Origin of the sequence: Moritella sp. PE36 (assembly GCF_000170855.1) — a bacterium.
GTDB lineage: Bacteria > Pseudomonadota > Gammaproteobacteria > Enterobacterales > Moritellaceae > Moritella.
Genome location: NZ_ABCQ01000046.1, coordinates 13486 through 36491, shown reverse-complemented (window position 1 = coordinate 36491; position 23006 = coordinate 13486). Strand labels below are relative to the sequence as shown.

23 protein-coding genes and 1 pseudogene are annotated in these 23006 nt (G+C 40.5%); 16 read left to right on the top strand and 8 right to left on the bottom strand.

What is annotated here, in order from left to right; genetic code table 11:
• From PE36_RS18680 to PE36_RS18655, 6 genes are all read left to right on the top strand, one after another.
• Positions 1-247: FeoA family protein (locus tag PE36_RS18680; protein ID WP_232286615.1), on the top strand; the 247-nt coding region annotated here is incomplete at its 5' end.
• The gene (gene feoB / locus PE36_RS18675) at positions 247-2556 is read left to right on the top strand and encodes a Fe(2+) transporter permease subunit FeoB (RefSeq protein ID WP_006033632.1); all 2310 of its coding nucleotides are present in this window, start codon (positions 247-249) and stop codon (positions 2554-2556) included. The genes PE36_RS18680 and feoB, both read left to right, overlap by 1 nt.
• Positions 2519-2755: a FeoC-like transcriptional regulator gene (locus PE36_RS18670; RefSeq protein ID WP_006033631.1), complete on the top strand. Its 237-nt coding sequence runs from the start codon at positions 2519-2521 to the stop codon at positions 2753-2755. Before feoB ends, PE36_RS18670 begins: the two co-directional genes overlap by 38 nt.
• Before the next feature lie 391 nt (positions 2756-3146).
• Complete coding sequence (locus PE36_RS18665) at positions 3147-4349, top strand: NnrS family protein (RefSeq protein WP_006033630.1); 1203 nt, start codon at positions 3147-3149, stop codon at positions 4347-4349.
• Positions 4350-4416: 67 nt separating this feature from the next.
• The gene (locus PE36_RS18660; protein ID WP_006033629.1) at positions 4417-4752 is read left to right on the top strand and encodes a metalloregulator ArsR/SmtB family transcription factor; all 336 of its coding nucleotides are present in this window, start codon (positions 4417-4419) and stop codon (positions 4750-4752) included.
• Positions 4753-4926: 174 nt separating this feature from the next.
• Positions 4927-5811, top strand: a complete 885-nt coding sequence (locus tag PE36_RS18655) for an RNA polymerase sigma factor RpoD/SigA (RefSeq protein WP_006033628.1) — start codon at positions 4927-4929, stop codon at positions 5809-5811.
• A 331-nt stretch (positions 5812-6142) separates the two neighbouring features.
• Here the strand turns inward: PE36_RS18655 and PE36_RS18650 are convergent, their stop codons facing one another.
• A complete protein-coding gene (locus PE36_RS18650; RefSeq protein ID WP_006033627.1) occupies positions 6143-7039 on the bottom strand; it encodes a hypothetical protein in 897 nt (298 codons plus the stop codon).
• A 303-nt stretch (positions 7040-7342) separates the two neighbouring features.
• Between PE36_RS18650 and PE36_RS18645 the strand changes: the two genes are divergently transcribed.
• From PE36_RS18645 to PE36_RS18625, 5 genes are all read left to right on the top strand, one after another.
• Positions 7343-7840, top strand: coding sequence for an AAA family ATPase (locus PE36_RS18645; RefSeq protein WP_232286614.1), 498 nt, complete (start codon positions 7343-7345; stop codon positions 7838-7840).
• Positions 7841-8035: 195 nt separating this feature from the next.
• Positions 8036-9187 (top strand): chromate efflux transporter, encoded by a 1152-nt coding sequence (chrA, locus tag PE36_RS18640; protein WP_006033625.1) that lies wholly within the window; start codon positions 8036-8038, stop codon positions 9185-9187.
• Positions 9188-9348: 161 nt separating this feature from the next.
• Positions 9349-10170 (top strand): cobalamin-binding protein, encoded by an 822-nt coding sequence (locus tag PE36_RS18635; protein ID WP_006033624.1) that lies wholly within the window; start codon positions 9349-9351, stop codon positions 10168-10170.
• Positions 10171-10186: 16 nt separating this feature from the next.
• Entirely contained in the window at positions 10187-10615 is a 429-nt protein-coding gene (locus PE36_RS18630; protein WP_232286613.1) for a DUF5522 domain-containing protein, read from the top strand.
• Between the two features lie 64 nt (positions 10616-10679).
• Positions 10680-11348, top strand: coding sequence for an ATPase (locus tag PE36_RS18625; protein ID WP_006033622.1), 669 nt, complete (start codon positions 10680-10682; stop codon positions 11346-11348).
• Between the two features lie 139 nt (positions 11349-11487).
• On the opposite strand, the gene PE36_RS24880 is transcribed toward PE36_RS18625, so the two are convergent.
• A complete protein-coding gene (locus tag PE36_RS24880) occupies positions 11488-11721 on the bottom strand; it encodes a tyrosine-type recombinase/integrase (protein ID WP_083798026.1) in 234 nt (77 codons plus the stop codon).
• 36 nt (positions 11722-11757) lie between these two features.
• Positions 11758-12021, bottom strand: a complete 264-nt coding sequence (locus PE36_RS24915; RefSeq protein WP_198138633.1) for a tyrosine-type recombinase/integrase — start codon at positions 12019-12021, stop codon at positions 11758-11760.
• A gap of 380 nt (positions 12022-12401) precedes the next feature.
• Between PE36_RS24915 and PE36_RS18615 the strand changes: the two genes are divergently transcribed.
• Positions 12402-13184: a hypothetical protein gene (locus PE36_RS18615; RefSeq protein WP_043994798.1), complete on the top strand. Its 783-nt coding sequence runs from the start codon at positions 12402-12404 to the stop codon at positions 13182-13184.
• Between the two features lie 948 nt (positions 13185-14132).
• Positions 14133-14513, top strand: a complete 381-nt coding sequence (locus PE36_RS18610; RefSeq protein ID WP_006033618.1) for a hypothetical protein — start codon at positions 14133-14135, stop codon at positions 14511-14513.
• Between the two features lie 29 nt (positions 14514-14542).
• On the opposite strand, the pseudogene PE36_RS24160 reads toward PE36_RS18610, so the two are convergent.
• Positions 14543-14917, bottom strand: a pseudogene (locus tag PE36_RS24160) (hypothetical protein); the annotation flags it as partial.
• 216 nt (positions 14918-15133) lie between these two features.
• On the opposite strand from PE36_RS24160, the gene PE36_RS18600 reads away from it, so the two are divergent.
• On the top strand, positions 15134-15808 hold the full coding sequence (locus tag PE36_RS18600; RefSeq protein ID WP_006033616.1) for an IPT/TIG domain-containing protein: 675 nt from the start codon (positions 15134-15136) through the stop codon (positions 15806-15808).
• A gap of 209 nt (positions 15809-16017) precedes the next feature.
• Here PE36_RS18600 and PE36_RS18595 read toward each other — a convergent pair whose 3' ends face one another.
• Entirely contained in the window at positions 16018-17187 is a 1170-nt protein-coding gene (locus PE36_RS18595) for an FAD-dependent monooxygenase (RefSeq protein WP_006033615.1), read from the bottom strand.
• 134 nt (positions 17188-17321) lie between these two features.
• On the opposite strand from PE36_RS18595, the gene PE36_RS18590 reads away from it, so the two are divergent.
• Positions 17322-18227 carry a LysR family transcriptional regulator gene (locus PE36_RS18590; protein ID WP_006033614.1) on the top strand — a complete coding sequence of 302 codons (906 nt, stop codon included), beginning with the start codon at positions 17322-17324 and terminating at the stop codon, positions 18225-18227.
• A gap of 59 nt (positions 18228-18286) precedes the next feature.
• Here PE36_RS18590 and PE36_RS18585 read toward each other — a convergent pair whose 3' ends face one another.
• The gene (locus PE36_RS18585; RefSeq protein ID WP_006033613.1) at positions 18287-18565 is read right to left on the bottom strand and encodes a hypothetical protein; all 279 of its coding nucleotides are present in this window, start codon (positions 18563-18565) and stop codon (positions 18287-18289) included.
• Between the two features lie 112 nt (positions 18566-18677).
• On the opposite strand from PE36_RS18585, the gene PE36_RS18580 reads away from it, so the two are divergent.
• On the top strand, positions 18678-18881 hold the full coding sequence (locus PE36_RS18580; RefSeq protein ID WP_006033612.1) for a cold-shock protein: 204 nt from the start codon (positions 18678-18680) through the stop codon (positions 18879-18881).
• A 116-nt stretch (positions 18882-18997) separates the two neighbouring features.
• Here the strand turns inward: PE36_RS18580 and PE36_RS18575 are convergent, their stop codons facing one another.
• Both PE36_RS18575 and PE36_RS18570 read right to left on the bottom strand, forming a co-directional pair.
• On the bottom strand, positions 18998-20356 hold the full coding sequence (locus PE36_RS18575) for a sigma-54 dependent transcriptional regulator (RefSeq protein WP_006033611.1): 1359 nt from the start codon (positions 20354-20356) through the stop codon (positions 18998-19000).
• Complete coding sequence (locus PE36_RS18570) at positions 20349-22898, bottom strand: PAS domain S-box protein (RefSeq protein WP_006033610.1); 2550 nt, start codon at positions 22896-22898, stop codon at positions 20349-20351. Before PE36_RS18570 ends, PE36_RS18575 begins: the two co-directional genes overlap by 8 nt.
• Positions 22899-23006 lie beyond the last annotated feature (108 nt).

Below are 23006 nucleotides of genomic sequence, written 5' to 3'. Positions count from 1 at the left end.
ATTAGGATTAGGTGTAGATATGAAGTTAGCGTTATTAAACGATGGGGCTGTCGCCAAAATTACCGACATGTCAGGTTTACCAGCTGACACACGCAAGAAGTTAATGGTTATGGGCATATTACCTAAGACTACAGTGACGCTGATTCGTCGTGCGCCTATGGGTGATCCTTTACAAATATCAGTTCGCGGTGTTTCTGTTGCTATTCGTAAGCAACTGGCGCAACAAATTGAAGTCGAGGTTGTTTAATGTTGTACCAGATCCTAACGATTGGTAATCCGAATAGCGGTAAAACCACCTTATTTAATGCGCTAACAGGCGCTAACCAACGTGTTGGTAACTGGGCCGGCGTGACGGTTGATAAAAAAACCGGCCGTTATGGTCATGCCGGTGATGAGTTCTTATTAACGGACTTACCGGGCATCTATGCGCTGGATAGCAGTAATGAAGTCAACAGTGTTGATGAAATGATAGCCTCGAAAGCGGCGTTAAATCATGCTGCAGACCTGATCATAAATGTGGTTGATGCTTCATGTCTAGAGCGCAGCTTATATATGACGCTGCAATTACGTGAGTTAGGCCGTCCTATGGTTGTGGTGTTAAACAAGATGGACGTGCTCGCGCGTCAACGCCAAGTCTTAGATATTAAAAAGTTAGAAAAGGCTCTTGGTTGTCCGGTTTTAGCCTTGTCTGCCAATGCTAAAAATGAAGTTAATGAGTTTAAGCAAGACTTGCATTCATTAGTGCAGAAAGGCGTGAAAATAACACCGCTGGTGATGAATTATGGTCCAGAGATCGAATCAGCGATCAGCGAATTAGATATTCATTTTTATGAGCATGATGTAGAGCCAAGATCGCTGGCTGTACGCGCATTAGAAAATGACAGTTTGGTGAGTGATTTGCTAAGCCTTGATATCCTTATCCAGGTGTCAGAGGTTAAAAATAAAGTGGCGGAGTCAATCGAAACCGATTTCCATATTGCCAATGTACGTTACACCTTCCTACACCAGTTATGTAATAAAGTACGTCGTCAGGAAGGCAAGTTAAGCCGCTCATTCAGTGATAAAGTCGACCAAGTGGTATTGCATAAATACATTGGTATCCCGTTCTTCTTTGTTGTGATGTATCTGATGTTTATGTTCTCGATTAATATCGGCGGCGCATTCATTGATTTCTTTGATATTAGCTTTGGTAGTGTACTGGTTGATGGGGGGCATTATCTGCTTGATGGGATATTACCTGTCTGGTTGGTCACTATTATTGCGAATGGTATTGGTGGTGGTATTCAAACCGTTGCGACTTTCATTCCGGTGATTGGTTGTTTATATTTATTCTTGTCATTACTTGAAAGCTCGGGTTATATGGCGCGTGCCGCGTTTGTATTGGATAAGGTAATGCAACGTATTGGCTTACCGGGTAAAGCATTTGTACCACTGGTACTTGGTTTTGGCTGTAATGTGCCCGCTATTATGGCTACACGTACACTCGAACATGAACGTGAGCGTCGATTAGCCGCAGCAATGGCACCGTTCATGTCGTGTGGTGCGCGATTACCTGTTTATGCGTTATTCTCGGCGGCATTCTTCCCTGAACATGGCCAAAATATTGTCTTTGCTTTATACATGATTGGTATTTTAGTTGCCGTATTCACCGGGCTGCTATTACGTTGGAGTCTATATCCAGGCCGCAGTGATAGCTTTATCATGGAAATGCCGGATTACGAATTACCAACAATGCAGAATATGTTGATCATCACTTGGCAAAAACTAAAACGTTTTGTGTTTGGGGCCGGTAAAACCATTGTGTTAGTTGTCGCCTTCTTAAGTTTCTTTAATTCATTAGGGACAGATGGCAGTTTTGGTAACGAAGAGACTGAAAGCTCGATATTGTCGAAAGTTGCACAAGTCGCTACCCCGTTACTTGCACCGATTGGTATTCAAGCCGATAACTGGCAGGCAACAGTCGGTATTATCACGGGTATTTTTGCCAAAGAAGCGGTGATTGGCACCTTGAATAGCTTGTATTCAAGCGCGGAAGATGATGCTGAGTTTGACTTATTAGCCAGCTTAGAAGAAGCAGTTTTATCTATTCCTGCAAACCTCGCGGCCTTAAGTTATGCCGATCCACTGGGTGTTGATGTCGGCGATTTGACCGACATGGATGCAGTTGCAAACGATCAAGACGTTGATGTGACTCTTTTTGGTAACTTAAAAGACAGTTTTGGCTCTGATGCAGCAGCCTTTGCATTCTTATTGTTTATTCTGTTATACACACCTTGTGCTGCGGCAATGGGCGCTTATGTACGTGAATTTGGTCGTCCATTTGCGCTATTTATTGCCGGTTGGACCATGTTCTTAGGCTATTTTGTTGCCACTATGTATTATCAAATTGTTGAGTTTTCTGCGCATCCGGCATCAAGCATGGGCTGGATAGGCTTCTTCAGTATATTGATGCTGATAGTTGTAGCACTGCTGAAGAAACAAGGCAATAAAATAAAACGACAACAGGAGCTAGGCCACTATGATTTTAACTCGTCTGAAAGATCATCTTGTTGCTAACGGCAAAACCAGTCGCGCTGAACTAGCTAAAAAGTTTGCTATTAGCGAGGACGGAATCGATGCGATGCTGGCACTGTGGATAGCAAAAGGCAAAATATCAACAACCGTCAGCCAACGTCCTCGACTTGGCCAAGCAAACGGCGATGTTTATTATCGTTGGAATGCCGAGAGTGAACTCGCGGTTACTGTTATTTACTAACACATTTTGATTGTATCAATATATACCCAAGCTACTTCAAGATGCACAATCAGCAAACCGAATGAAGCGTATATTCAAGGCATGAAGTCGAGGATTTAGTTATTCTAAATCAAGACTTCATAACGCTGAAGATGCCTTCACTCGGCTTGCCCTAGGGGAGGCGAGCAGGAATAACAGCACAGCGTTACAATATTTGAAAATGGAATAACCATTATCTACATATTGTGCCTTGTTCTGATATCCCTGATCGTCTCTGATATAGCATCTTGAAGTAACTTGGGTATAAAGGCAAATACCTGACTGATGAAGTAGGGTACTTGCCTTTTGTCAATTACAGAGCCAATGTTCCCTTATATACTGAATACTAATCATTATTAAAAAGGTTAAATCAATGCAAATTACAGACTTAGCTGAGGAACAACAAATCCTCCCTGTGTTACGTCTTGGCTTTCGTCCTTTCTTCTTAGCTGGTGCTTTGTTTAGCATGGTCGCGTTAGTATTGTGGGGGGCGATGTTATCGGGGTATATCACATTCCAACCTTATGGCGGTGGACTATGGTGGCATATTCATGAAATGTTATTTGGTTTTGGTTGCGCTATTGTTGCCGGTTTCTTGTTAACGGCGATTCAAAATTGGACCGGGATACGGGGTGTTTCTGGGTCATCTTTACTTGGCTTATTTCTACTTTGGCTGGCAGGACGTGTTGTCTTACTTTTGCCAACACTCTTAAATGATTACGTTATCATATTGATTGATTTAAGTTTTCTTCCTGCGGTTGCTTATATTTTAGGCAAACCTTTGTTTAAAATTAAACAGTATCGTAATTTATTTTTTGTTCCGATATTAGTGTTATTTACGGTTGCCAACATCGAAATGCATTTGGCTAAATTAGGATTAGTGAATATGACCGTTAGCCAAGCGGCGTATGCTTCGGTAACCTTGATGGCCGTTTTAATGTCGGTGATGGCAGGCCGTGTGGTTCCTATGTTTACCGCCAACGGCACTAAAACTGCAAAAGTATTACCCTTACCTTGGTTAGAAAAATTGGCGACAGGTAGTCTTGCCCTCATTACCGCATTGTTATTATTTCAGCCCTTATTTACAGTGCCAGCATTTGTATTTGGTAGTTTATTTCTGCTCTCTGGTGGTTGCCAAGCAATACGTTGGTTCCGCTGGAAACCTTGGATTACCTTGGGTGTACCCCTGTTATGGTCAATTCATGGTGCTATATTCTTCATCTGGATGGGGCTATTCACTGTGGGCATGAGTTACTTTATTGAGGTCCCATTTGTTAGTCATTTGTGGCATTTAATTACTGTTGGTGGCATGGGTGGATTAATTTTAGCGATGATATCTCGAGTTTCACTGGGTCATACCGGTCGTACGCTGCAACAACCGAAAGCGATGTTTTGGGGCTTCTTGAGTATTTTTATTGCGGCAATTATACGCGTGATCGGCCCGGTATTTTGGATGCAGTATTATATTACTTTCATCAACTTAAGCATCGTATTCTGGTTAATTGCTTTTGGATTGTTCGCATATCATTATGCGCCAATGTTAATTAAGCCCCGTGTAGACGGCCGACCAGGCTAGAACGGTTTGACAGCTAAACAAGGTTTATATAGAGTGGCAACGTGTGCCACTTTATGTAACCTCAAATATGAATTTAATTCAATTTTACAAATGCTTAGCGGACGAAACTAGGCTAAAAAGTATTTTATTAATACAACACGAGAGTGAGTTATGCGTGTGTGAATTAACGCATGCATTGCAGCAAAGTCAGCCTAAAATATCTCGTCATTTGGCACAATTACGTCGTCACAAACTCGTGGTCGACAGACGCCAAGGTCAATGGGTCTATTATCAAATAAATCCGCAGCTAGCAACTTGGGCACAGCAGATCTTAGCGCTGACTTTAGAGAATAACCTCGACAGTATAGATAGTGAACTAGCCCGCCTAACCGAGATGACGAATCGCCCACGATCATGTAGTTAAGCGCTTCTAAGCCAACGCTACAGTCATATTCACGCCCTGTATTTATAAACTATATTATTGGTTAACGCTTTGTTTTGTTTTTTATTTGGCGATATTAACTAGAATAAAACAAAACGGAACAAGCTGTCACCTTAGTGTGTTAGTATCAAGCTCGGTCATAAACAGGGATGATTAATGAGTAACATTACCAGCAACGCACTTGACGTGTATTTTGATGAACTACAGCGGTTTAGTCAGTTATTGTCTAAACAGGAAGAATACGATACAGCGGTTGCTGCAGCAAATGGAGATAAGGCTGCACGAGATACGATGATCCAATCTAATCTTAGGTTGGTGCTGATGGTGGCAAAGAAATACCAGAATTACTCACTTGATTGGGCCGAGATCATTCAAGAAGGTAATACGGGGCTAATGCATGCCGTCGATAAATTCGACCCCGAACGTGGCTGTCGATTTTCAACCTATGCAGTTTGGTGGATAAGGAATAACATCGAACAGTATATTATGAATCACTCTCGCACGATCCGGATCCCCATTCATGTTACCCGTGTATATAAGCAGATACTGAAAGCGTCTTCTGAGCTCGGTCTAGATGTTGATACCAACGAAGGTATTACTAAGATCGCACAAGAGTTAAAGATTTCGCCCCGTAAAGTTTTGAATATATTGGGTCACTATTTCAATGAAGGCTCGCTGGATAAAGAGATACACAGTGGTGATAACTTATTAGCGACGTTAAAAGATTTGGTGGCCGCAGAGGTTGATTGCCAGCCGGATATTCGTTATGAAAAATGCGACTATTACGAGTATATGGATGCTTTATTAGAATATTTACCGGTGCGCAGCCAGAATATCATTCGCTTACGTTTTGGTTTTAAAGGCCAAGATCCTATGAGCTTACAAGCCATTGCACAATTAATGGATATTTCCCGCGAACGAGTCCGACAAATTATTCGTAATGGTTTGAGTCAAGTTCGAGAACAATTATGTGCGAATGACTTGGTAAAAGAAGATTTTGATTTTGAAGCTGATGCTATTTTACCACAACTATGTGATTAGCATGATGTCAGCTAGCTGTAAATTAGCTGACATCACTTATATTATTATACCCAAGCTACTTCAAGATGCACAATCAGCAAGCCGAAATAAGTGTATATTCAAGGCATGAAGTCGAGGATTTAGTTATTCTAAATCAAGACTTCATAACGCCGAAGATGCCTTCGTTCGGCTTGCCCCACGGGAGGCGAGCAGAAATAACAGCACTGCGTTGCAATATTTGAAAATGGAATAACCATTATCTACATATTTCGCCTTATTCTGATATCCCTGCTCGTCTCTGATATAGCATCTTGAAGTAACTTGGGTATATACCAATCTAAGACTTTAAATACTAGGCTTTAAATACCATGTTAAGTAAGGTGATTAACTTAGCTGGATCATTTTGAGCTTGGGTGATCTCACCTAATGTTACTGCTTGTTCTGGATTAATAGAAATAGTGATACTTTGCGGATCGTTAATAAATTTAATAAACGCTTCTGCTGCATTTTTTGCAACGTTCACTTCCGCATCACTCATTTCATTACTTGTTTCAAGATCAGCCGCTAACATTGCGTTTATTTTATCTGATAAACGTTGTTTTAACTCTTCAACACTTATCGCCGAATTTTCCGCTTCTTGTTTCATCATGCGATTAACAAGTGATTGATCAGTATAAGTAAATTCAGCCGAGTTAAGTTGATAGTTCGGGTAAGAAAATAATAGCGTTAATGGCTGTTTAGGATCAAATTCGAAGTTAGCGATATTAAGCGAATATTCCATTTTACCCATATCTTGTGCGCTTAAACCAAACTGCCAATCCATCACGTTATCAACGTAAGTATATTTTGTTGATAAGCTGATAAGCAGGTCATCGCTGTAGCCGAGTGCCTTAAGCCGATCGGCTGTTTGTGGTTCAATGTCATCAATGCTTATTGAGATCCCGTTTAGTACAAAATCTAATGCAGTTGGGAATTCCGATGAAGTATCCAGTTCATTCACTGTAATTTCATTGATGGTGATCGGGTTACCACTGCCATCCGCCGGGGTAAGTACTACGTTATGTAGTTGGATTTTTTGGGTGATAGGTTCAACACTGAGATCGCCATATTTAACATCAAGCATTGGCTGCATTTCGATGATCTTGGCATCAAGTTGTTTTTCTACTTTGTCTGTCATGTAGATTTTGCCGCCAGCATAGCTAACTGCAAGACCGGCGATTACCACGCCTGATATTAATTTAATATTCATGATGTCACTTATTGGTTGGATTGATTTTATTAGAGGCAATGAAAAATACACATTACTGAATAGATTATGTATTGGTTATCAAATGATTGGAATAGTTCCGAGCCATTTTAAATAAAAAATAAATAAAAAGTTAAACAAAAATTAAACAAAAAAACTAAGGTTTATCACTAAACCTTATTTTTTTATGAGTAAGTACTAATTCTATTGTTTGATTAAGACTTAATCAAGTCAGGGGTTATCAGCATCACTGTTGTTCGTCAAATAGCTACATAGGCGAGTGAAAATTAATATTGCATGCATAAAATGAGGCCTTATACTTACACGCTTCATACTTTACACGTTGTTATCACCGCCTTTATGCCAGTACTCTCATTACAACCATTTTTCCCTTGTTTGCTTATTATCCGCGGGATCCCGGGTTCGGGTAAATCGACACTCGCTCAGCATTATATGCAATCGATTCCTGATGCCGTGCACTGTGAAGCCGACCATTACTTTATCAATAAGCAAGGTCAGTATTGCTATGACGGACGTAAAATAAAACGTGCGCATGAATTTTGCCAGCAAAACATGCGTAACGCGCTAAGCCAAGGAAAATCTGTGATTGTCAGTAATACCAGCATTCGTTTATGGGAGTTAACTGCATTGTTAGACATTGCTGCAAGCTATGATATAACGCCGCACATCATTCACTGCCGTGGTCAGTTCATCAGTACGCATAATGTGCCTGCTGATATCGTCGCTAGAATGGCACTGAGTTATGAAGCGCATCCCGATGAGACCTGCTACATCCCAGGTTAAAAACACCCTTATTATCAACTTTTAAGATATTAATTTTTGTAACAAACCAAGAGTTGTTACTTTGTTCGTGCTTTCGCTATAAATAGCCATATAACTTGCTGCAAACCTTTGCTTTTGTCATATAACTGCAATAAAACTGAAATATAATAACAGTGCGTAAATTTGAAGCGCATAACAGCTAGAGAAGGCGAAGCAATGAAGCAAGTTTTAGAAGTATTTTGGCAGTTTTTTACATTGGGGTGGATCAGTTTTGGTGGCCCAGCTGCACATATCGGTTATTTCGAGAAAACATTCGTTCAAAAACTAAAGTGGATAGATAGCGAAAGCTATGCAAGATTAATCTCATTAAGTCAGTTTTTACCAGGCCCGGGGTCGAGTCAGATCGGTTTTGCCATCGGTTTACGTCGTGCCGGTGTTGTTGGTGGTTTTACCGCGTTCATCGCATTTACATTCCCTTCGGTGTTATTACTTTATATTCTAGCAACAACCAACGCGGCACAAGATGCGACATGGTTAGTGAATATTACCCACGGATTAAAATTATTAGCGGTTGTGGTTGTTGCTGATGCAACGCTAAATATGTACAAAGGATTCTGTAAAGAGCGCAGTACGGTCACTATCTGTGTGGCAACGGCTGCGGTATTGCTGATGGTGCCAAGTTTGTTAACGCAAATGCTGGTGCTTATCGCAGCGGCCGTGATTGGTATGCAGCTGAAAAAACCAAGTGAAGCAACACCAGTGCTAGCCACGAAAGGCGGGGTTAATTACTTACCACTCGTGATCTTTGCGGTGTTGTTTGCGGGTTTACCGTTATTAACCAATTCACCAACATGGTTAACACTCTTTGCTGACTTCTACCAATCGGGTAGCTTAGTATTTGGTGGCGGCCATGTGGTATTACCTATGCTGCAACAAGCGTTAGGTGATGCGATTGATACAGATAGATTTCTATTAGGTTATGCAGCAGCGCAAGCTGTACCGGGACCTATGTTCTCGTTATCTGCATTCTTAGGTGCTGATTTGTTGGTTAACTCGCCATTGATGGGCGCGTTAATTGCCACTGTTGCTATCTTTTTACCGGGTTTCTTACTGGTATTGGGTTTCCATGGTGCATGGGAGTCGCTCGCGGCTAAGCCGAAAGTAGCGGGTGCGGTATGGGGTATCAATGCTGCGGTTGTTGGTCTACTTATGTCAGCGTTATACAACCCTGTATTTACCTCTGCGATTGCCGGCCCTGTTGATATGGCGGCGGTTATCATTGGCTTCTTTGCACTGCGCACACTGAAATTACCGATTATGGCTGTGGTAGCTGGCTTTATTGCATTTGGTTATGTGATGGGCCTGTAAGCTTAGCTAAATTGGCTAATCATAAATAGTCAGCGTGACACTTCTTGCAATTAAAACTACCCAGTAATTAAAGGTGCTATAACCTTATAATTGCTGGGTATTCAGTTTCTACTAAACAAGATATACTTTCGCAAGTAGAATCAAATTGCGGATTAAATAAAATGAAGGACTACTACCCGAAACGGATTGTCTGTTTAACAGAAGAAACCACAGAAATGCTGTACATACTGGGCGAAGAGTCTCGTATTGCTGGTATTTCAGGCTATACTGTTCGTCCTCCGCACGCGCGACAAGCGCATCCGAAAGTATCTGCATTTACCTCTGCAAAGATAGATAAGATCCTCGATTTAAAACCTGATTTAGTATTGGGGTTTTCTGATATTCAATCTGATATTGCTGGCGCATTAATCAAACAGGGTGTTGCTGTGCATATTTTTAATCAGCGCTCGGTTGAAGAAGTGTTTAACATGATCATGATGTTAGCAAGTCTGGTTGGTGCGAGTGATAAGGCTGCGATTTGGTTACAAGAGATAGAAAGCAAGATTGAACGGATTAAACTCAATGCCGCTAAATACAGCAAGCGTCCTAAAGTTTATTTCGAGTTGTGGAATGATCCTCTCATGTCGGGCATTCAATGGGTGTCAGAGCTGATTGAGATCGCCGGTGGTGACGAGTGTTTCCCTGATCTTGCTAAAGAGTCATTAGCGAAGAACCGTATTATTGCTGATCCAACTATCGTGATTGATGCGAATCCTGACATCATCATTGGTTCGTGGTGTGGGCGTAAATTTAAGCCTGAACAGCTTGCTGCCCGAGCAGGGTGGGATGCGATCAGCGCAGTTAAAAATAAGCAATTATTTGAAGTTAAATCAGCAAATATATTACAACCTGGTCCCGCTGCCTTAACAGACGGTTTAGATCAACTTGTTGCTATTATCGAAGCATGGCAACAGCAGTACGCAAACGAAAGTGAGAATGTATAACTTGGAAATTGAAAGTATGACGAAATCAGTGGTTGATGAAACAAGTGTAAAAATTGAAGAGAATGTGGAGCCAATGTCAGCTCCAGTGGCTAAGAAATGTTCAGAATGCCAAGCGGAATTTGGTTGTGGCGTTGCCCCGGCAATTGAGCAGGGTGGTTGTTGGTGTCAAGATTTACCCGCCATTATGCCATTAGGTACGTTGAGTGATTGTTTGTGTAAAGCATGTTTAGCCAAGGTCATCGGTGTCGAAATCAATAAACAGCTTGATGCGGCGGGTTCACCCAAAGCGCGTTTTGCACTGGCAGAACCATATCGTCATCAAACCGAATTAGTTGAGAACATCGATTTTACCATTGAAGATGGCCGTTATGTGTTTAGTGAGTGGTATCACTTAAAACGTGCTCGCTGTTGTGGTAATGATTGCCGTCATTGTGCCTATAAATAAGCGGTGAGTACTTAAGAACTTAATTACGAATGACTAAAATTCAGCACTTGGATAGTTAAATTATATGAAAAAACAAAAGACCTTAGTATCGTGGAGTACCGGTAAAGATGCTGCGTGGACATGTCTGCAATTGGCGAACGATCCAGCTATCGAGATCGTGGGTATCTTTTGTTCAGTCAATGCCCAATATCAACGTACCGCGGTACATTCTGTGCGTATTGAATTGTTACAGCGTCAGGCCGCGGCAATGAACTTACCGCTGGATATTATCGAAATTCCGTATCCGTGTAGCAATATTGAATACGAAGCGATAATGGATGCGTTTGTTGAAAAAGCCAAACAGCGTGAAGTTGTTAACTTTGCCTACGGCGATCTGTTCTTAGCGGACATCAAAAACTACCGTGTTAACAATCTCAAAGGTACTGGTATTGAAGCGATTTTTCCTCTGTGGGAGCTAGATACTCAACAACTTGCCAACGATATGTTAGCGGGTGGCCAGAAAGCGATTGTTACCTGTGTTGACCCTCGTCGTTTATCTGCAGACTATGTCGGTAAAGTTTTTGACGACGCGTTTATCGCCAGCTTACCAGAGGGCATCGATCCTTGTGGTGAGAATGGTGAATTCCATACCTTTGTATTTGATAGTCCGTTGTTTTCAGAAGCCATTGATATTAAAACCGGTGAGCTGAACAGTGAAGGGCATTACACCTGGACAGACCTAGAATTGGCTTGATTAATAGTGTTTTAACAATAAAAGTCAATAGGTTGATGTGATGGTGTGTGAGTGGCCTCTAATATGGTCATATACGGTGTATGATTAAAAAATACTGTATATACATGTTTGTATTGTTCACCGCCATTTCATCGCCACTTTATTTGCTCATGCTGGCAAGCGGATTAAACAAAACTGCGTCTTGTAAATGTGATGGGGAAAAGTGGGAATATGCCATTGTTTTCTTTATATCTACATGATCAAGTATCTTTTGTAATACTAAAATATTGCCCCCGTTTATCATAAAATAACTCGCGAAAGTATGTCTTAAAATATGAGTTGCTTGTCCTTTTGGTAAATCTGAAATACACCGGCTTAGCCATTTATACAACACACCATAATCACACGTAAATAACCTGCCTGCTGTGTCCTAGTATATCTCATTATATAAATCTTCTGAAAGAGATACCGTCCTATTCCTTTTACCTTTGGTATTGATAAAGGTGATTTTGTGATTTGTTACCTGAGCGCCTTTTAGGTCTATTGCTTCTGTTATTCGTGCGCCAGTTGTGAGGCAAATTTTAATGATTTGTGTCATTTGTGTAGCAATGGGACTGCTTTGAATATCTGCCAATAGATGTGTTCTCTGTTCCTGAGTAAGGTAGCTTAGCTCGCGTTCTGATGTTTTTAGCATCTTCATGTCTGCAAGTGGGTTAGGTTGATTCCATTCATGAAAACGGTCTTGTTGATCAAATAAGTTAGAGGTTTGATCATCCCCTTTATATTCAATATAAATAAATCTGTTCTAGTGTTTTTTATAGCTAATGCATCTGTTATAGGTAGTTTAGTATTGATCTGTACCACGCTTATACGCCTGATTTGTGTTCCAATCGCCTCATTAAAAAATTACACACACTTACAAACACAAGGTAAATCGTCACGCTAAAATTGATCTAAATCATACGTAATTCAAAAATACGTACGGATGCATAAATATATATAAGGATATTCGTTATAACAACAGAATAAGTATTACTTGGTAATATTTAAAATAAGATAATTTAAGGCCTCAAAGTGAAAATGTTAGATTCGAAAATAATAATTGTTAGTGCGTTAATAACCGCTATTGTTGGTTGCGGTTCCGATAGTGGCACTACCACCACTGTGACCGAAAATGTCAACAATGTGGCAAAATCGGCAGATGAATGTTTCAGTCAGAGTCTCTACCAAGTGGGAGAGTATTACGTAGAATATAATTATAAGGGCGGTACGACTGTTGGTACTACTCAAAAAAATATTGAAATCAAGCAGCTTGCTGATAAATATGGTGCTAACCAAATTGAGATGAAGACGATATATGGAGGCTCAATGGGCAGCCAAACTGATAAGCTACTGATTTGGCCTACTTTAGGTTGGGTTGAACTTACAGAGCGTGAACTCATTCAAATAGATGCACCTCAAATTACCACAATCAAATTCGATACGCTTCTTTCAATGAAATTAGGCTTGTTCTCTTTGCTAGAGGGAGAAATCCAGAGATTTTCTGTAAGTTATGATTCTGAAGCATACACCTTGGGTTCTCCGCCAAAGAGTGAAACGATAGATTTCAAACAAAAAATTACCTTTGTAGGATTCAAAGATATCAATATAAATGGTGTGGAATACAACACGTGCCATATCATTGATGAACAGGTATATGACGCAGGCACACTGATATCCCAGGTTTTCTATCAGTCGAACACTGGACTCCCGTTGAAAAAAATCAATGTCACTAAAGACAAAGATGGCAAGATAGTAGGCGAAGAAGAAGAAACACTTAAGAGCTATAAATTCAACGGAACCGAACTGCTAAATTGATGCGACGATTGTTTAATAGTTGCTGTGTGAACAAGTCCTATGACTATTGTCACTTAGGCCACACGGTAATTATTAAGCATACTGTAGTGGTATCACTAATTTGGTCATACATAAAATGGCACATAACGCATTTTGTATGGGAAAGTAATGTAAGCGTTACCTTTTAGATTTCAAGGTCTAAGCCATTTCTGTCCAAAAGAGTGCTGGATTGGCTAATTGTGGAAGGGACTTGCTGTTGACAGATAGATGACGATATTTTTTACAAAATAGAAAGTTGTAACTGCAATTCTTGGCGCTGTTCTGGCGCTAATGTTTTCACTAACTCCATAGCAACTGACTTGAGCTTTTCGCTGTATGCCTGAATCTGCAATATAAATCAGTGTAACTATTCGAAATTCTATTCGTTTTTTGGATACGGCTTTTAACGCCGAAATCTGGGAAAACTACTCGCATAAACATCCACTTAATTCAAATGCTGGCCTGTCAATCACACGACATTTAACTGTTCTTTTACACAGTTGTATGTGATGTTCATTATAATACATAGACATCGAGATGGCTGGGAGAAACATTTAATCGTGCGGGCGTACCCACGATAAATTCGCTCCTCTTCGCCTACCGCGTTTTCGCAATTTTTTTGCGTTTTTGACACAAAGATGGACACGTGGATATTGCCCAAGCCTTATCTATAAAGGATCTCAACGATCATTCAAAGATCGCTAATGTCAAAGTTGACACTAAGTAACAAACAATTTGGAAGAATAACCATGATGTGAGATTACAAGCGAGCAGCTTTAACTTTCTATGATAGATATTTAGCATTAAGTCGTTTAATAGAACTACTTAATTGTGATTAATAGTAATTTTGATAATATCTATATACCGAAATTGGAGTTGATGTTGTGCATATTTTTGTATAAAGCTTGTTAGAACATAAGGATAGCGAACATGTTAAGGAAAAATAAGATAGCACTTGGGATTGTCCTGCTAAGTGCATTGTTAACGACGAGTACGAATGCAAATGTGATGAGGGATTCTCAAGGTCTAGAAATTATAATTGGGCCTGTAGGGGAAGGGTACTATGAAAATGTACATATCATATCTAGTACTGTCGGAGTAATCTCTTCTGGCGAATCAATTATAGTAAACTCGGTTATAGAAGCTCCAATTTGTGTTAGAGCTACAGGTATAAATTTAACGATTCGGGGAAGTAATCTCTATTGTGACTTATGTGTTCAATTTACAGGAAGAGCATTGATTAACAATAAATTTATGAATAATAAATGTGAAGGTCAGTTTACGAATCGTCCAGATGTATTTGGAATGTGATGAAGGGTTAACAACAATCAGTTCTTCCATCAGTCTCCACTCCTAGTGGTTAAGTCGGAATACTCAGGCACTGCAAATTCGATATGCAGTGCCTCGGGTAAATACTCGTTAATTTCCTTCTCTGCGTCAGCCTTACCACTGCGGTTATTAATAAGTAAGCTGCGAAAATTACCTACACCGCGAGAATCTTTGATTGCTGCTTTCAAATCATCTTCATCATAGGTCGATAAATTGGGATCTGCCATCGAAAAGATAAACCCCATATGCGCACCGTTCTTGTAATACTTACGGCGGAACAGGGTGGCATCTTCATTCAACAGCGCAGACTGAATACCACTGTAATATTGCGGTACACCATAAATGCTCTAGTTAGGATCGTATTCTTTCAGGTGGATAACTTCACCCTTAAATAAGCATTCGCCGCCCCTCTGTTTTAATACTTATCTAACCCAAGATTATTAAATTACCTTTATAAATAACCATTATTTACCTAAGTGTATTTGCGTTCTACACTTTAAAAAATGCAAAGCAGTCCGAGTCAACAGGGAAAGTGTATTGGGCTTAATACACAAACCCCGTAATTGGCGGGGGGTAATAAATTCTAAAAAGGAACCTAGATTATGAATTTTCAACATAAAACAGATAATCGAACCTGTTTTAGGCTAAGACTGGTTTTTGCTATAATCGCGCTCGTGTTAATAAGCGTTACTAGTCAACAAACGCGGGCAAATGAGTATCAACGAGGCTGCCAGAATTCTCCTAACATCTTAAGTGTACTCGTTGGCGACGAAGCCTTTATGATAGAAGGGGAGAACTTCGTTGAAAATGATATGACTATGTTGATAGTCAAATTGGGGAAGGAAGACATTACTCCTATTTGCAGCATTGTTTCTGAAACAGCGATCGATTGCCTACTACCCGATGTGCCAAATACTGGCGGCGATTTTAAGTTAACCGTCTCCTTGGTTGGGGAGCGAGGCAAAAACAAAAACAAATGTTTGGACTCATGGAATTTAACTATTGGTGCTACAGGCTCACCGGAGCTCGTTACATGTCCATGTTTTTCGGCATTCGATGTGTTAGCCATATTTCCCGGAGAAGTAGGGTGTATTCGGGATGCTCGCCCGCCTGACTTCATCCAACTGACTGATGGTTTGCAAAACTCGGTAGTTACTCGTAGTAGTTCTTATCATTGCAACGGAAAAAACGGTCGAAATAGCGACATTACTGAGGCGGAAATGCGCGCCTGTGTGGTCAACCTCCTTCAGGTATATGGAGAGTGTCCAGCTTACTAATACACTTTAGATAAGTATCCTAAACCGACCGTATATTATGTCAACGTTGCGCCATTTGTGCTGCATTTTTTAGTCAGCTATTGAAAAGCCTCTAACACTGGAGGCTCAATATTAATTTAGATATTGAAGCGACATTGTTACTTATTACTTTCCGCTGCCACATGAACAAACCGCAGGGGGCTTTAACTTTAATTTTATTTGAGGCTTGGTTAGACGCTGATAGGTAAGCCGTTAGTCCAGAGTTTAGCGATACCAATAACAGTGCTTTTATGATCCATATTCTTACTCGCTAAATTCCTGTGTTTACAAAACTCTTGGTCTTGGTTGAAAATGGATGAGGCAACTTGGCGACCACCCATTGTTATTTTTGACGTTTTCGCCATTCTTAATTCGGTAAAATGCTTAAATACCTTAGATATATCATTAATATTTTCTTTTAAACAATTAACAAAGTGCCATGCATCTTCCAGCGCCTGACAAGCTCCTTGACCAGACGTTGGTAAAGCGGAATGCGCAGCATCACCGAGTAATACAAGATTATTTTTATGCCAAATTTTTATCGGGTTATGATCATGAACATAGATTTTATTTATACGGGATAAAGGTGTTTCATTGATGATCTTACAGATCGGATCTGGCCAACTAGTAAACAGCGAACGGAGTTCTGATTTATACAACTCAGGGGTTGGCTCGCCTATATTTGGAGATACGACACCTCCAGCCCAATAAGCTTTTGTTTTTGATACTGGTACTATTCCGAAACGTTCTCCAACGCCCAAATAATCTAAAACTGAAAGTTCAGTGAAAATCTCATTTTTACACTCAAATACACCAATCCAATTAATAAAACCCTGATAAACAGGCTCGTTATTACCATTGACATACTTTCTAGCAAATGAATTCATACGGCCATCTGTTCCTACAATGATATCAGGTTCGATGTTTTTACCATTGCTAAATTGCACACGCACTTTGTCGTCATCGTTATTCGAGAGTGAAGTTACATCATGTTGATAATGTATATTGATACTTAGTTCAACTGCCCGTTGAGTCAATATACTCATCAGATCTTTACGAATAATAGAATAGCTAGGGTACGCCATTAATTGATTTAGTTGAGATATGTCTAATGAGCCTAGCGGTTCACCATTACTAGAAAAACGGTGCATATAGTTGAGCGAACCAGACACTTTGGCCACTCGGCTTAACACCCCTAGTTGGTCTAGAACAAATGAAGCATTCGGCCAGCATACAATACCGGCACCAATCTCGCTTGGTCGACTATGTCGTTCATAAATATCGACATCAAAGCCATCTTGCTTCAATGCAATCGCTGTACTTAACCCGCTGATACCGCCGCCTAATATACCTATTTTCATAAATGAGTCCTTATTTTAATAATTTCGGGAATTTGAGCTGAATCGTTATTGATAACAAATAATATAATTCATATCATTAATGATTATTAGGTGGTATAAGTTGGATGTATTGATATCAAAAGTGGGGTAGTGTAATGGATAATATTGATTTTACTTCGCTCCGAATATTTTCTTTGGTGGCCGACAAAGGCAGCTTTATCGGTGCTGCAAAAGCATTACAAATGCCATCTTCAAACGTGAGTCGTACCATTTCTCAATTAGAGGCTAAACTACAAGTCCGCTTAATTGAACGAAGTACACGACATATGAGGTTAACCGAATCAGGTGCGCTACTTTATTCTCGGTCTGGTGCATTACTCGACGCATTAGCGCAAATTGAATCAGAAATCACATCCAATAAAACGCAACTTAAAGGTCCATTAAGGCTCTGTATCCCTAGTGAAATAGGCCCCAAATTATTGGGGGATTCTATAATTGATTTTGCATTAAAATATCCTGAAGTCAGCATTAACTGTACGACGAACTTAGCCGGGTTTGAGTCCTTAATTGAGGATATAGATATTGCAATTATTATTACTAGGGGCGAGCTACCAGACAGTGAATATATTGCACAAAAATTAGGTGAGTACCCATGTTGCATTGTGGCTGCTCCCAAAGTAATTAAGCAATGGGGTAAACCCAGTAACATCAGTGATTTTAGTGCATTGCCTTGCATTACCACTGCTACAGCACTGCAAGGGAAAGCTTGGCAATTTATTAAAGACAGTGGTGAATTTCATCACATAAGCGTTTCTAGTAACTTTAAAGTTAACAGTGGAGAAATGGCTTTCAAGGCAGCTTTATCGGGGATTGGTTTTGCTATCCTTTCCCGTCATGCTTGCGATCAGCATATAAAAGATGGCAGTCTGATTGAATTAAATTTTGCATCCGATGCGGCACCGTTGAACCTATACGCAGTATACTCTCATCGAATATTTCTCCCTGAAAAATTTCGGGTGTTTATTGATTTTTTAAAAGCCAATATAGCTGAATCTATATGACCTTAACCTGCAAATTGTTTTCAGTTTTCGACAGTCTGCTTTGGTTGGCTTGGTTAAGTCTATTTTTTAATAACAACCAGTTCACGATTTTCAATGTATGTGTACTGCCGCCAGTGATAGAAAGGGATCTTACCTTCCTCTATTAAAGAATCTAGCGCCTCTTTAGGGATGCCTTTAGCGACGGTATAATCTTCTAATAAGATAGGGTTATCAATGTGGGAGCTTGCCTCTTGAAGGCCTATTGTTCTTGCTTCCTCTAATGTTGCCTTACTGCCCCATACTCCAAATAGTAGCCATGCGATTAGGATCACAATAAAAAGAATTAACAACCTTATCATTTCAAACTCCCTATTTTCGAGTAATCACACAACGACGTATTCTAAACTGGACAAAGAGTCCGCCTCAACTAAGCTTAGTTCAGACACAAAGTCAGTTGAGGAAAAAAGCGTTATGAGTCGAGGTACAGTTAAGTGGTTTAATGCGGACAAAGGTTTTGGATTTATCACCCCTGACGAAGGCGGTAATGATTTGTTTGTGCATCATTCCGAAATTCAAACATCTGGTTATGCAACATTAGAAGATGGCCAGAAAGTGGAGTTTGAAGTGGGTAGCGGGCAAAAAGGGCCTTGCGCTACTAATGTAACTGCAATTTAAATTTACGATTAGCAAAAGGATTAATCACATATGGGATTAATCCTTTTTTATTGGAGAGCTCTTTTTACTGGCTAACTCTTTTTTACTGGAGAAATATCGTAGTCTACGAAACAAGCTTAAGCTTCAATACGATCAAGAATACGTTGCAGTTTAGGGCGACTTATTTTTAAAATGTCACACGCTTTACCTTTATGGCCAGCTACGCGTTCGAGCACTTCGACTGTGTACTGCAACTCAAGATCATGCAAGCTTAACTCGGCGATATCCTGCTGCGGTGACTGACCTAAACGAGCAGAGCTACCACTATCAACATCTGCCGATTGTGGACTGATGCTTTCAAACAGATCCAGGGTGAGTATTTTCCCTGGGCATAACGCCATCGCTTTGGTGAGCAAGTTTTCCAATTCTCGTACGTTACCCGGCCAATCGTAAGCACAAAGCGCTTCCATCGCATCACGGGCTACCTGATTAATTTGAGTATCCAAGTCACGGTTAATCCGCGCCAATAGGGCAGGGATCAGGAGTGGTAAATCTTCCTTACGCTCGCGCAGTGGCGGAATGTGAATACGTACTACTTGTAAGCGATAAAACAGATCCTCACGAAAGGTTTTGTCTTTAATAGCCTGTTTGAAATCGATATTAGTGGCGCAGATTATCCGCGCATTAGTGGTTTGTGATTGCTTGCCACCGACTGGCGTAAATTCTTTTTCTTGCAGTACGCGCAGTAGTTTAGCCTGAATAGACCCCGCTAATTCACCGACTTCATCTAAAAACAAGGTGCCATCTTGCGCCAATTCAAACTTACCCATTTGGTCGCTAACCGCACCAGTGAACGAGCCTTTCTTATGGCCGAACATTTCTGATTCCAGCAAGGTTTCGACCAACGCCGCACAGTTGATCGCGACAAAAGGTTGCGCTGTTTTATTGCCGGCATTATGAATGGCTTTGGCCACCATTTCTTTACCGGTACCAGACTCACCCGTGATCATGACTGATGCCTTGGTCATTGCCACTCGACCAATGTTTTTGAATATCTCTTTCATGGCCTTGGAGCAACCAACAATTGAGTTACCACTGCTGTCTGGAATATTGATGGCATCAAGGTTACTGTTATTTTGCAACTGTAAAGCAGAGCCAACCGCAGCATCAATTTCATCAAGATCTAACGGTTTATGGATGTACTCATCCGCGCCATTTTGCATCGCTTCAATGGTACTCTGCATATCATGAAACGCCGTGATCATGATAATACGGGCATTCGGGCAGAGTTGTTTGAATTCACTGATGCCTTCTAAACCTGACTTACCTTCCATCCGAATATCAAGAATAATGATATTCGGAGAAAATATTTGCGCGATAGCAAGGCCATCATCGACACTATTCGCTGTTTTAACATCATGTTGTTGCGTATTAAAATGTAATTCAAGCGTACGACGGATACCTTTGTCATCGTCGACGATAAGCAATTTACACATATTCGTTAACTACGTCCTTAATCGGTGAAATTGGCACACTTATGTGGCTAGATAACGGTAATTGTATCTGCGCTAAAGTACCAATCGGATTGATGGGTTTTAAACGTACACTGCCTTTGTGGCTTTCAATGATCTTTTGCACGATAGCCAAGCCTAATCCTGTGCCTTTTGCCTTGGTGGTATAAAAAGGTTCAAATACTTTACTGACCATACAAGGGTCGATGGATTTTCCATTATTGCTAATATCAATTAAGATCACCGAGTTGGAATCCGTGAGTAAGATGTTAGTCGTGACTGTGACTAAAGGGCAAGCTTGCTCGCTAGTTTCTGCCGCCTGAATCGCATTAACGATTAAATTCTGCAGTGCTTGGCGTAATTTGATCGGGTCGGCATACACAGTCGGTAAGTTGTGCGGGTAGCTAAATTCTATCGCCACGTCTTTTTCTTTCGCGAGACGGCGTTGACTGTTAACGGCAAATTCAACCAGCTTATTTAAATCAAGCCATTCGGGTTTAAACTGTTCAGGTCTAGAGTAGGACAGTAAGTCTTCCAAAATAGCTTCCATGTAACGCACTTGCTCAAGTGAGATATCAAACAACTCATCTTGTTCTTTACGCGCATAAATCTGCAGTACCATTTTGATCGAACTCAGCGGGTTTCTTAAATCATGGGCGATCATGTTGACTACTTTACCTACTGCCGCCAGTTTGTCTTGTTTTGCATGTAATGCTTCTTGTTCCTGCATTTCATGGGCAAGCTGTTTCTCTTTGGTAATATCTTGTTTTACCGCAACAAAATACAGGGCATTGCCAGCACTGTCTTTTACTGGCGATATACGTGCTCGTTCCCAGAACAAGTCGCCGTTCTTTTTCTTATTATGGAATTCACCACGCCATTCGTCACCACGTTGAATGGTTTGCCAAAGGCTGTCATAACCGACTTCTGGCATTTCGCCTGATTGTAGAAACTTAGGCGTGATACCCAGTACTTCATGTTTTTGATAGCCGGTGAGTTCGCAAAATACAGGGTTTACATAGATGATTTCACCTGTGATCTCGGTGATCATGACCGAGTTATGGCTTTGCTCTACGGCGTGACTTAAGCGCTGTAGTTGGTCCTGTTCCATTTTATGTTCTGTTACATCTTCACCAATAAAGGTGGCTGTGGCGAGATTATTACCGTGGGCTTTAGAATAGGTACTGCTCCATGATACCAACACCACCTCACCGCAATTTGTTTGTACTACAGTTTCGACTTTGGTTTGATCTAACTCTTGTACCAGTGCTTGCTTCAACGCCTCCGCAGCTTGCTGCTGTAGCTTTTGCGGAATAAAAGTATCAACCCAGCACTTGCCAATGACTTGGTGTTTTTGATAACCAACCAAGTTTAAGAAAAAGTCATTACAAAAAGTAATGATGCCATCACTGTTAATGGATACCGCTATAAACTGGATGTTCTCTAACGTTAATCTGAATTGTTTATCATATGCTTGTTGCTCACGTAGGTTGTTGGTTTGTTGGTAATGATAGCGGAATAGACAAATGAAAAAACTGATAATCAGCGCCAGTGTTATATACAACCACATGAATTGATCGGCAAAGGCGACACGCGCTAAATTAAATCGCTGCGTCGGAAATATCGAGACTATCGTCCAGCGACTACTGCGGTTCGAAAACGCTTGCGTGAAGGTGATATAGTTGTCTTGAAGTAACAGCTGACCCTGATGTTTTAAACTCATCAATTCAAGTAGCTCGGTACTCAGTTGCTTACTGGTATTAAACTGGAAATCTTGCGATGTATTTGGTGACAGTACGGACTTGACTGGTTGAATGATCGCGACCCCTTCGGCATTGAGTATGTATAAATGTTCAATAAAATTGGGGGAGATATGTAATAAGCGATTGATCAGTTTGCGGCCTTTGTAATTTAAGATTATTGCGCCTATTTTTTCATTCTGGGCATTAAAGACCGGCACGCCAATACGGATAGTGGGATTAAGCGGCTGTTGGATTTGACCTGCTTCGATATTCAGATCCATCGGTGAAATATAGACATTTCCCTGACTAAGCTGCATGGTTTTTTGGAAGTAATAACGCTGTGATTTATTTTGTAGGTTTTGATTATCAACTACGTAAATTTTATTTGAGATATTATTAATACGTATACGTTCATAGCCTGCTATATCTATAAAACGTATTTGCTCATAATTGTCATCATTTTTGCTTAATTCAACAAAATAATTGGTTAAAGGCGAGAAGCTATCGTTATTGAGCGTTAATTGTTTGGCGGTGTAAGACAGCATTAAGGCATCGGATGTCATGCTGTTAAAGCTATCATTGAGCAGCTTTTCGATTAACTCCACAATCACTTGTTCATTGTGTAATGAGTATTGCTTATCCTTTGCAATGTTTAGCGAGTAGTGGATCACCATGATAATAAAAATAACTAACCAGCAAGGTAATAACCAATAGGCTAAGTCTTTAGAGAATTTTTTGTGGTTAGCGGTTATGTCCATATTATTACCCGAGTATTCAGTGCGCATAAAAGATCCATTTTAAGCATTTACAGCCAGTTTCCTGACTAAATGAGTGTAACAAAAAATGGCACCTAATCCCGGTGCCATTGATAATACTTTCGCTAAATCAATCAA

Coding starts and splice junctions, on each gene's coding strand:
- feoB (WP_006033632.1), top strand. CDS start 247: ATGTTGTACCAGATCCTAACGATTGGTAATCCGAATAGCGGTAAAACC.
- PE36_RS18670 (WP_006033631.1), top strand. CDS start 2,519: ATGATTTTAACTCGTCTGAAAGATCATCTTGTTGCTAACGGCAAAACC.
- PE36_RS18665 (WP_006033630.1), top strand. CDS start 3,147: ATGCAAATTACAGACTTAGCTGAGGAACAACAAATCCTCCCTGTGTTA.
- PE36_RS18660 (WP_006033629.1), top strand. CDS start 4,417: ATGAATTTAATTCAATTTTACAAATGCTTAGCGGACGAAACTAGGCTA.
- PE36_RS18655 (WP_006033628.1), top strand. CDS start 4,927: ATGAGTAACATTACCAGCAACGCACTTGACGTGTATTTTGATGAACTA.
- PE36_RS18650 (WP_006033627.1), bottom strand. CDS start 7,039: ATGAATATTAAATTAATATCAGGCGTGGTAATCGCCGGTCTTGCAGTT.
- PE36_RS18645 (WP_232286614.1), top strand. CDS start 7,343: ATGAGGCCTTATACTTACACGCTTCATACTTTACACGTTGTTATCACC.
- chrA (WP_006033625.1), top strand. CDS start 8,036: ATGAAGCAAGTTTTAGAAGTATTTTGGCAGTTTTTTACATTGGGGTGG.
- PE36_RS18635 (WP_006033624.1), top strand. CDS start 9,349: ATGAAGGACTACTACCCGAAACGGATTGTCTGTTTAACAGAAGAAACC.
- PE36_RS18630 (WP_232286613.1), top strand. CDS start 10,187: ATGACGAAATCAGTGGTTGATGAAACAAGTGTAAAAATTGAAGAGAAT.
- PE36_RS18625 (WP_006033622.1), top strand. CDS start 10,680: ATGAAAAAACAAAAGACCTTAGTATCGTGGAGTACCGGTAAAGATGCT.
- PE36_RS24915 (WP_198138633.1), bottom strand. CDS start 12,021: ATGCTAAAAACATCAGAACGCGAGCTAAGCTACCTTACTCAGGAACAG.
- PE36_RS18610 (WP_006033618.1), top strand. CDS start 14,133: ATGTTAAGGAAAAATAAGATAGCACTTGGGATTGTCCTGCTAAGTGCA.
- PE36_RS18600 (WP_006033616.1), top strand. CDS start 15,134: ATGAATTTTCAACATAAAACAGATAATCGAACCTGTTTTAGGCTAAGA.
- PE36_RS18595 (WP_006033615.1), bottom strand. CDS start 17,187: ATGAAAATAGGTATATTAGGCGGCGGTATCAGCGGGTTAAGTACAGCG.
- PE36_RS18590 (WP_006033614.1), top strand. CDS start 17,322: ATGGATAATATTGATTTTACTTCGCTCCGAATATTTTCTTTGGTGGCC.
- PE36_RS18585 (WP_006033613.1), bottom strand. CDS start 18,565: ATGATAAGGTTGTTAATTCTTTTTATTGTGATCCTAATCGCATGGCTA.
- PE36_RS18580 (WP_006033612.1), top strand. CDS start 18,678: ATGAGTCGAGGTACAGTTAAGTGGTTTAATGCGGACAAAGGTTTTGGA.
- PE36_RS18575 (WP_006033611.1), bottom strand. CDS start 20,356: ATGTGTAAATTGCTTATCGTCGACGATGACAAAGGTATCCGTCGTACG.
- PE36_RS18570 (WP_006033610.1), bottom strand. CDS start 22,898: ATGCGCACTGAATACTCGGGTAATAATATGGACATAACCGCTAACCAC.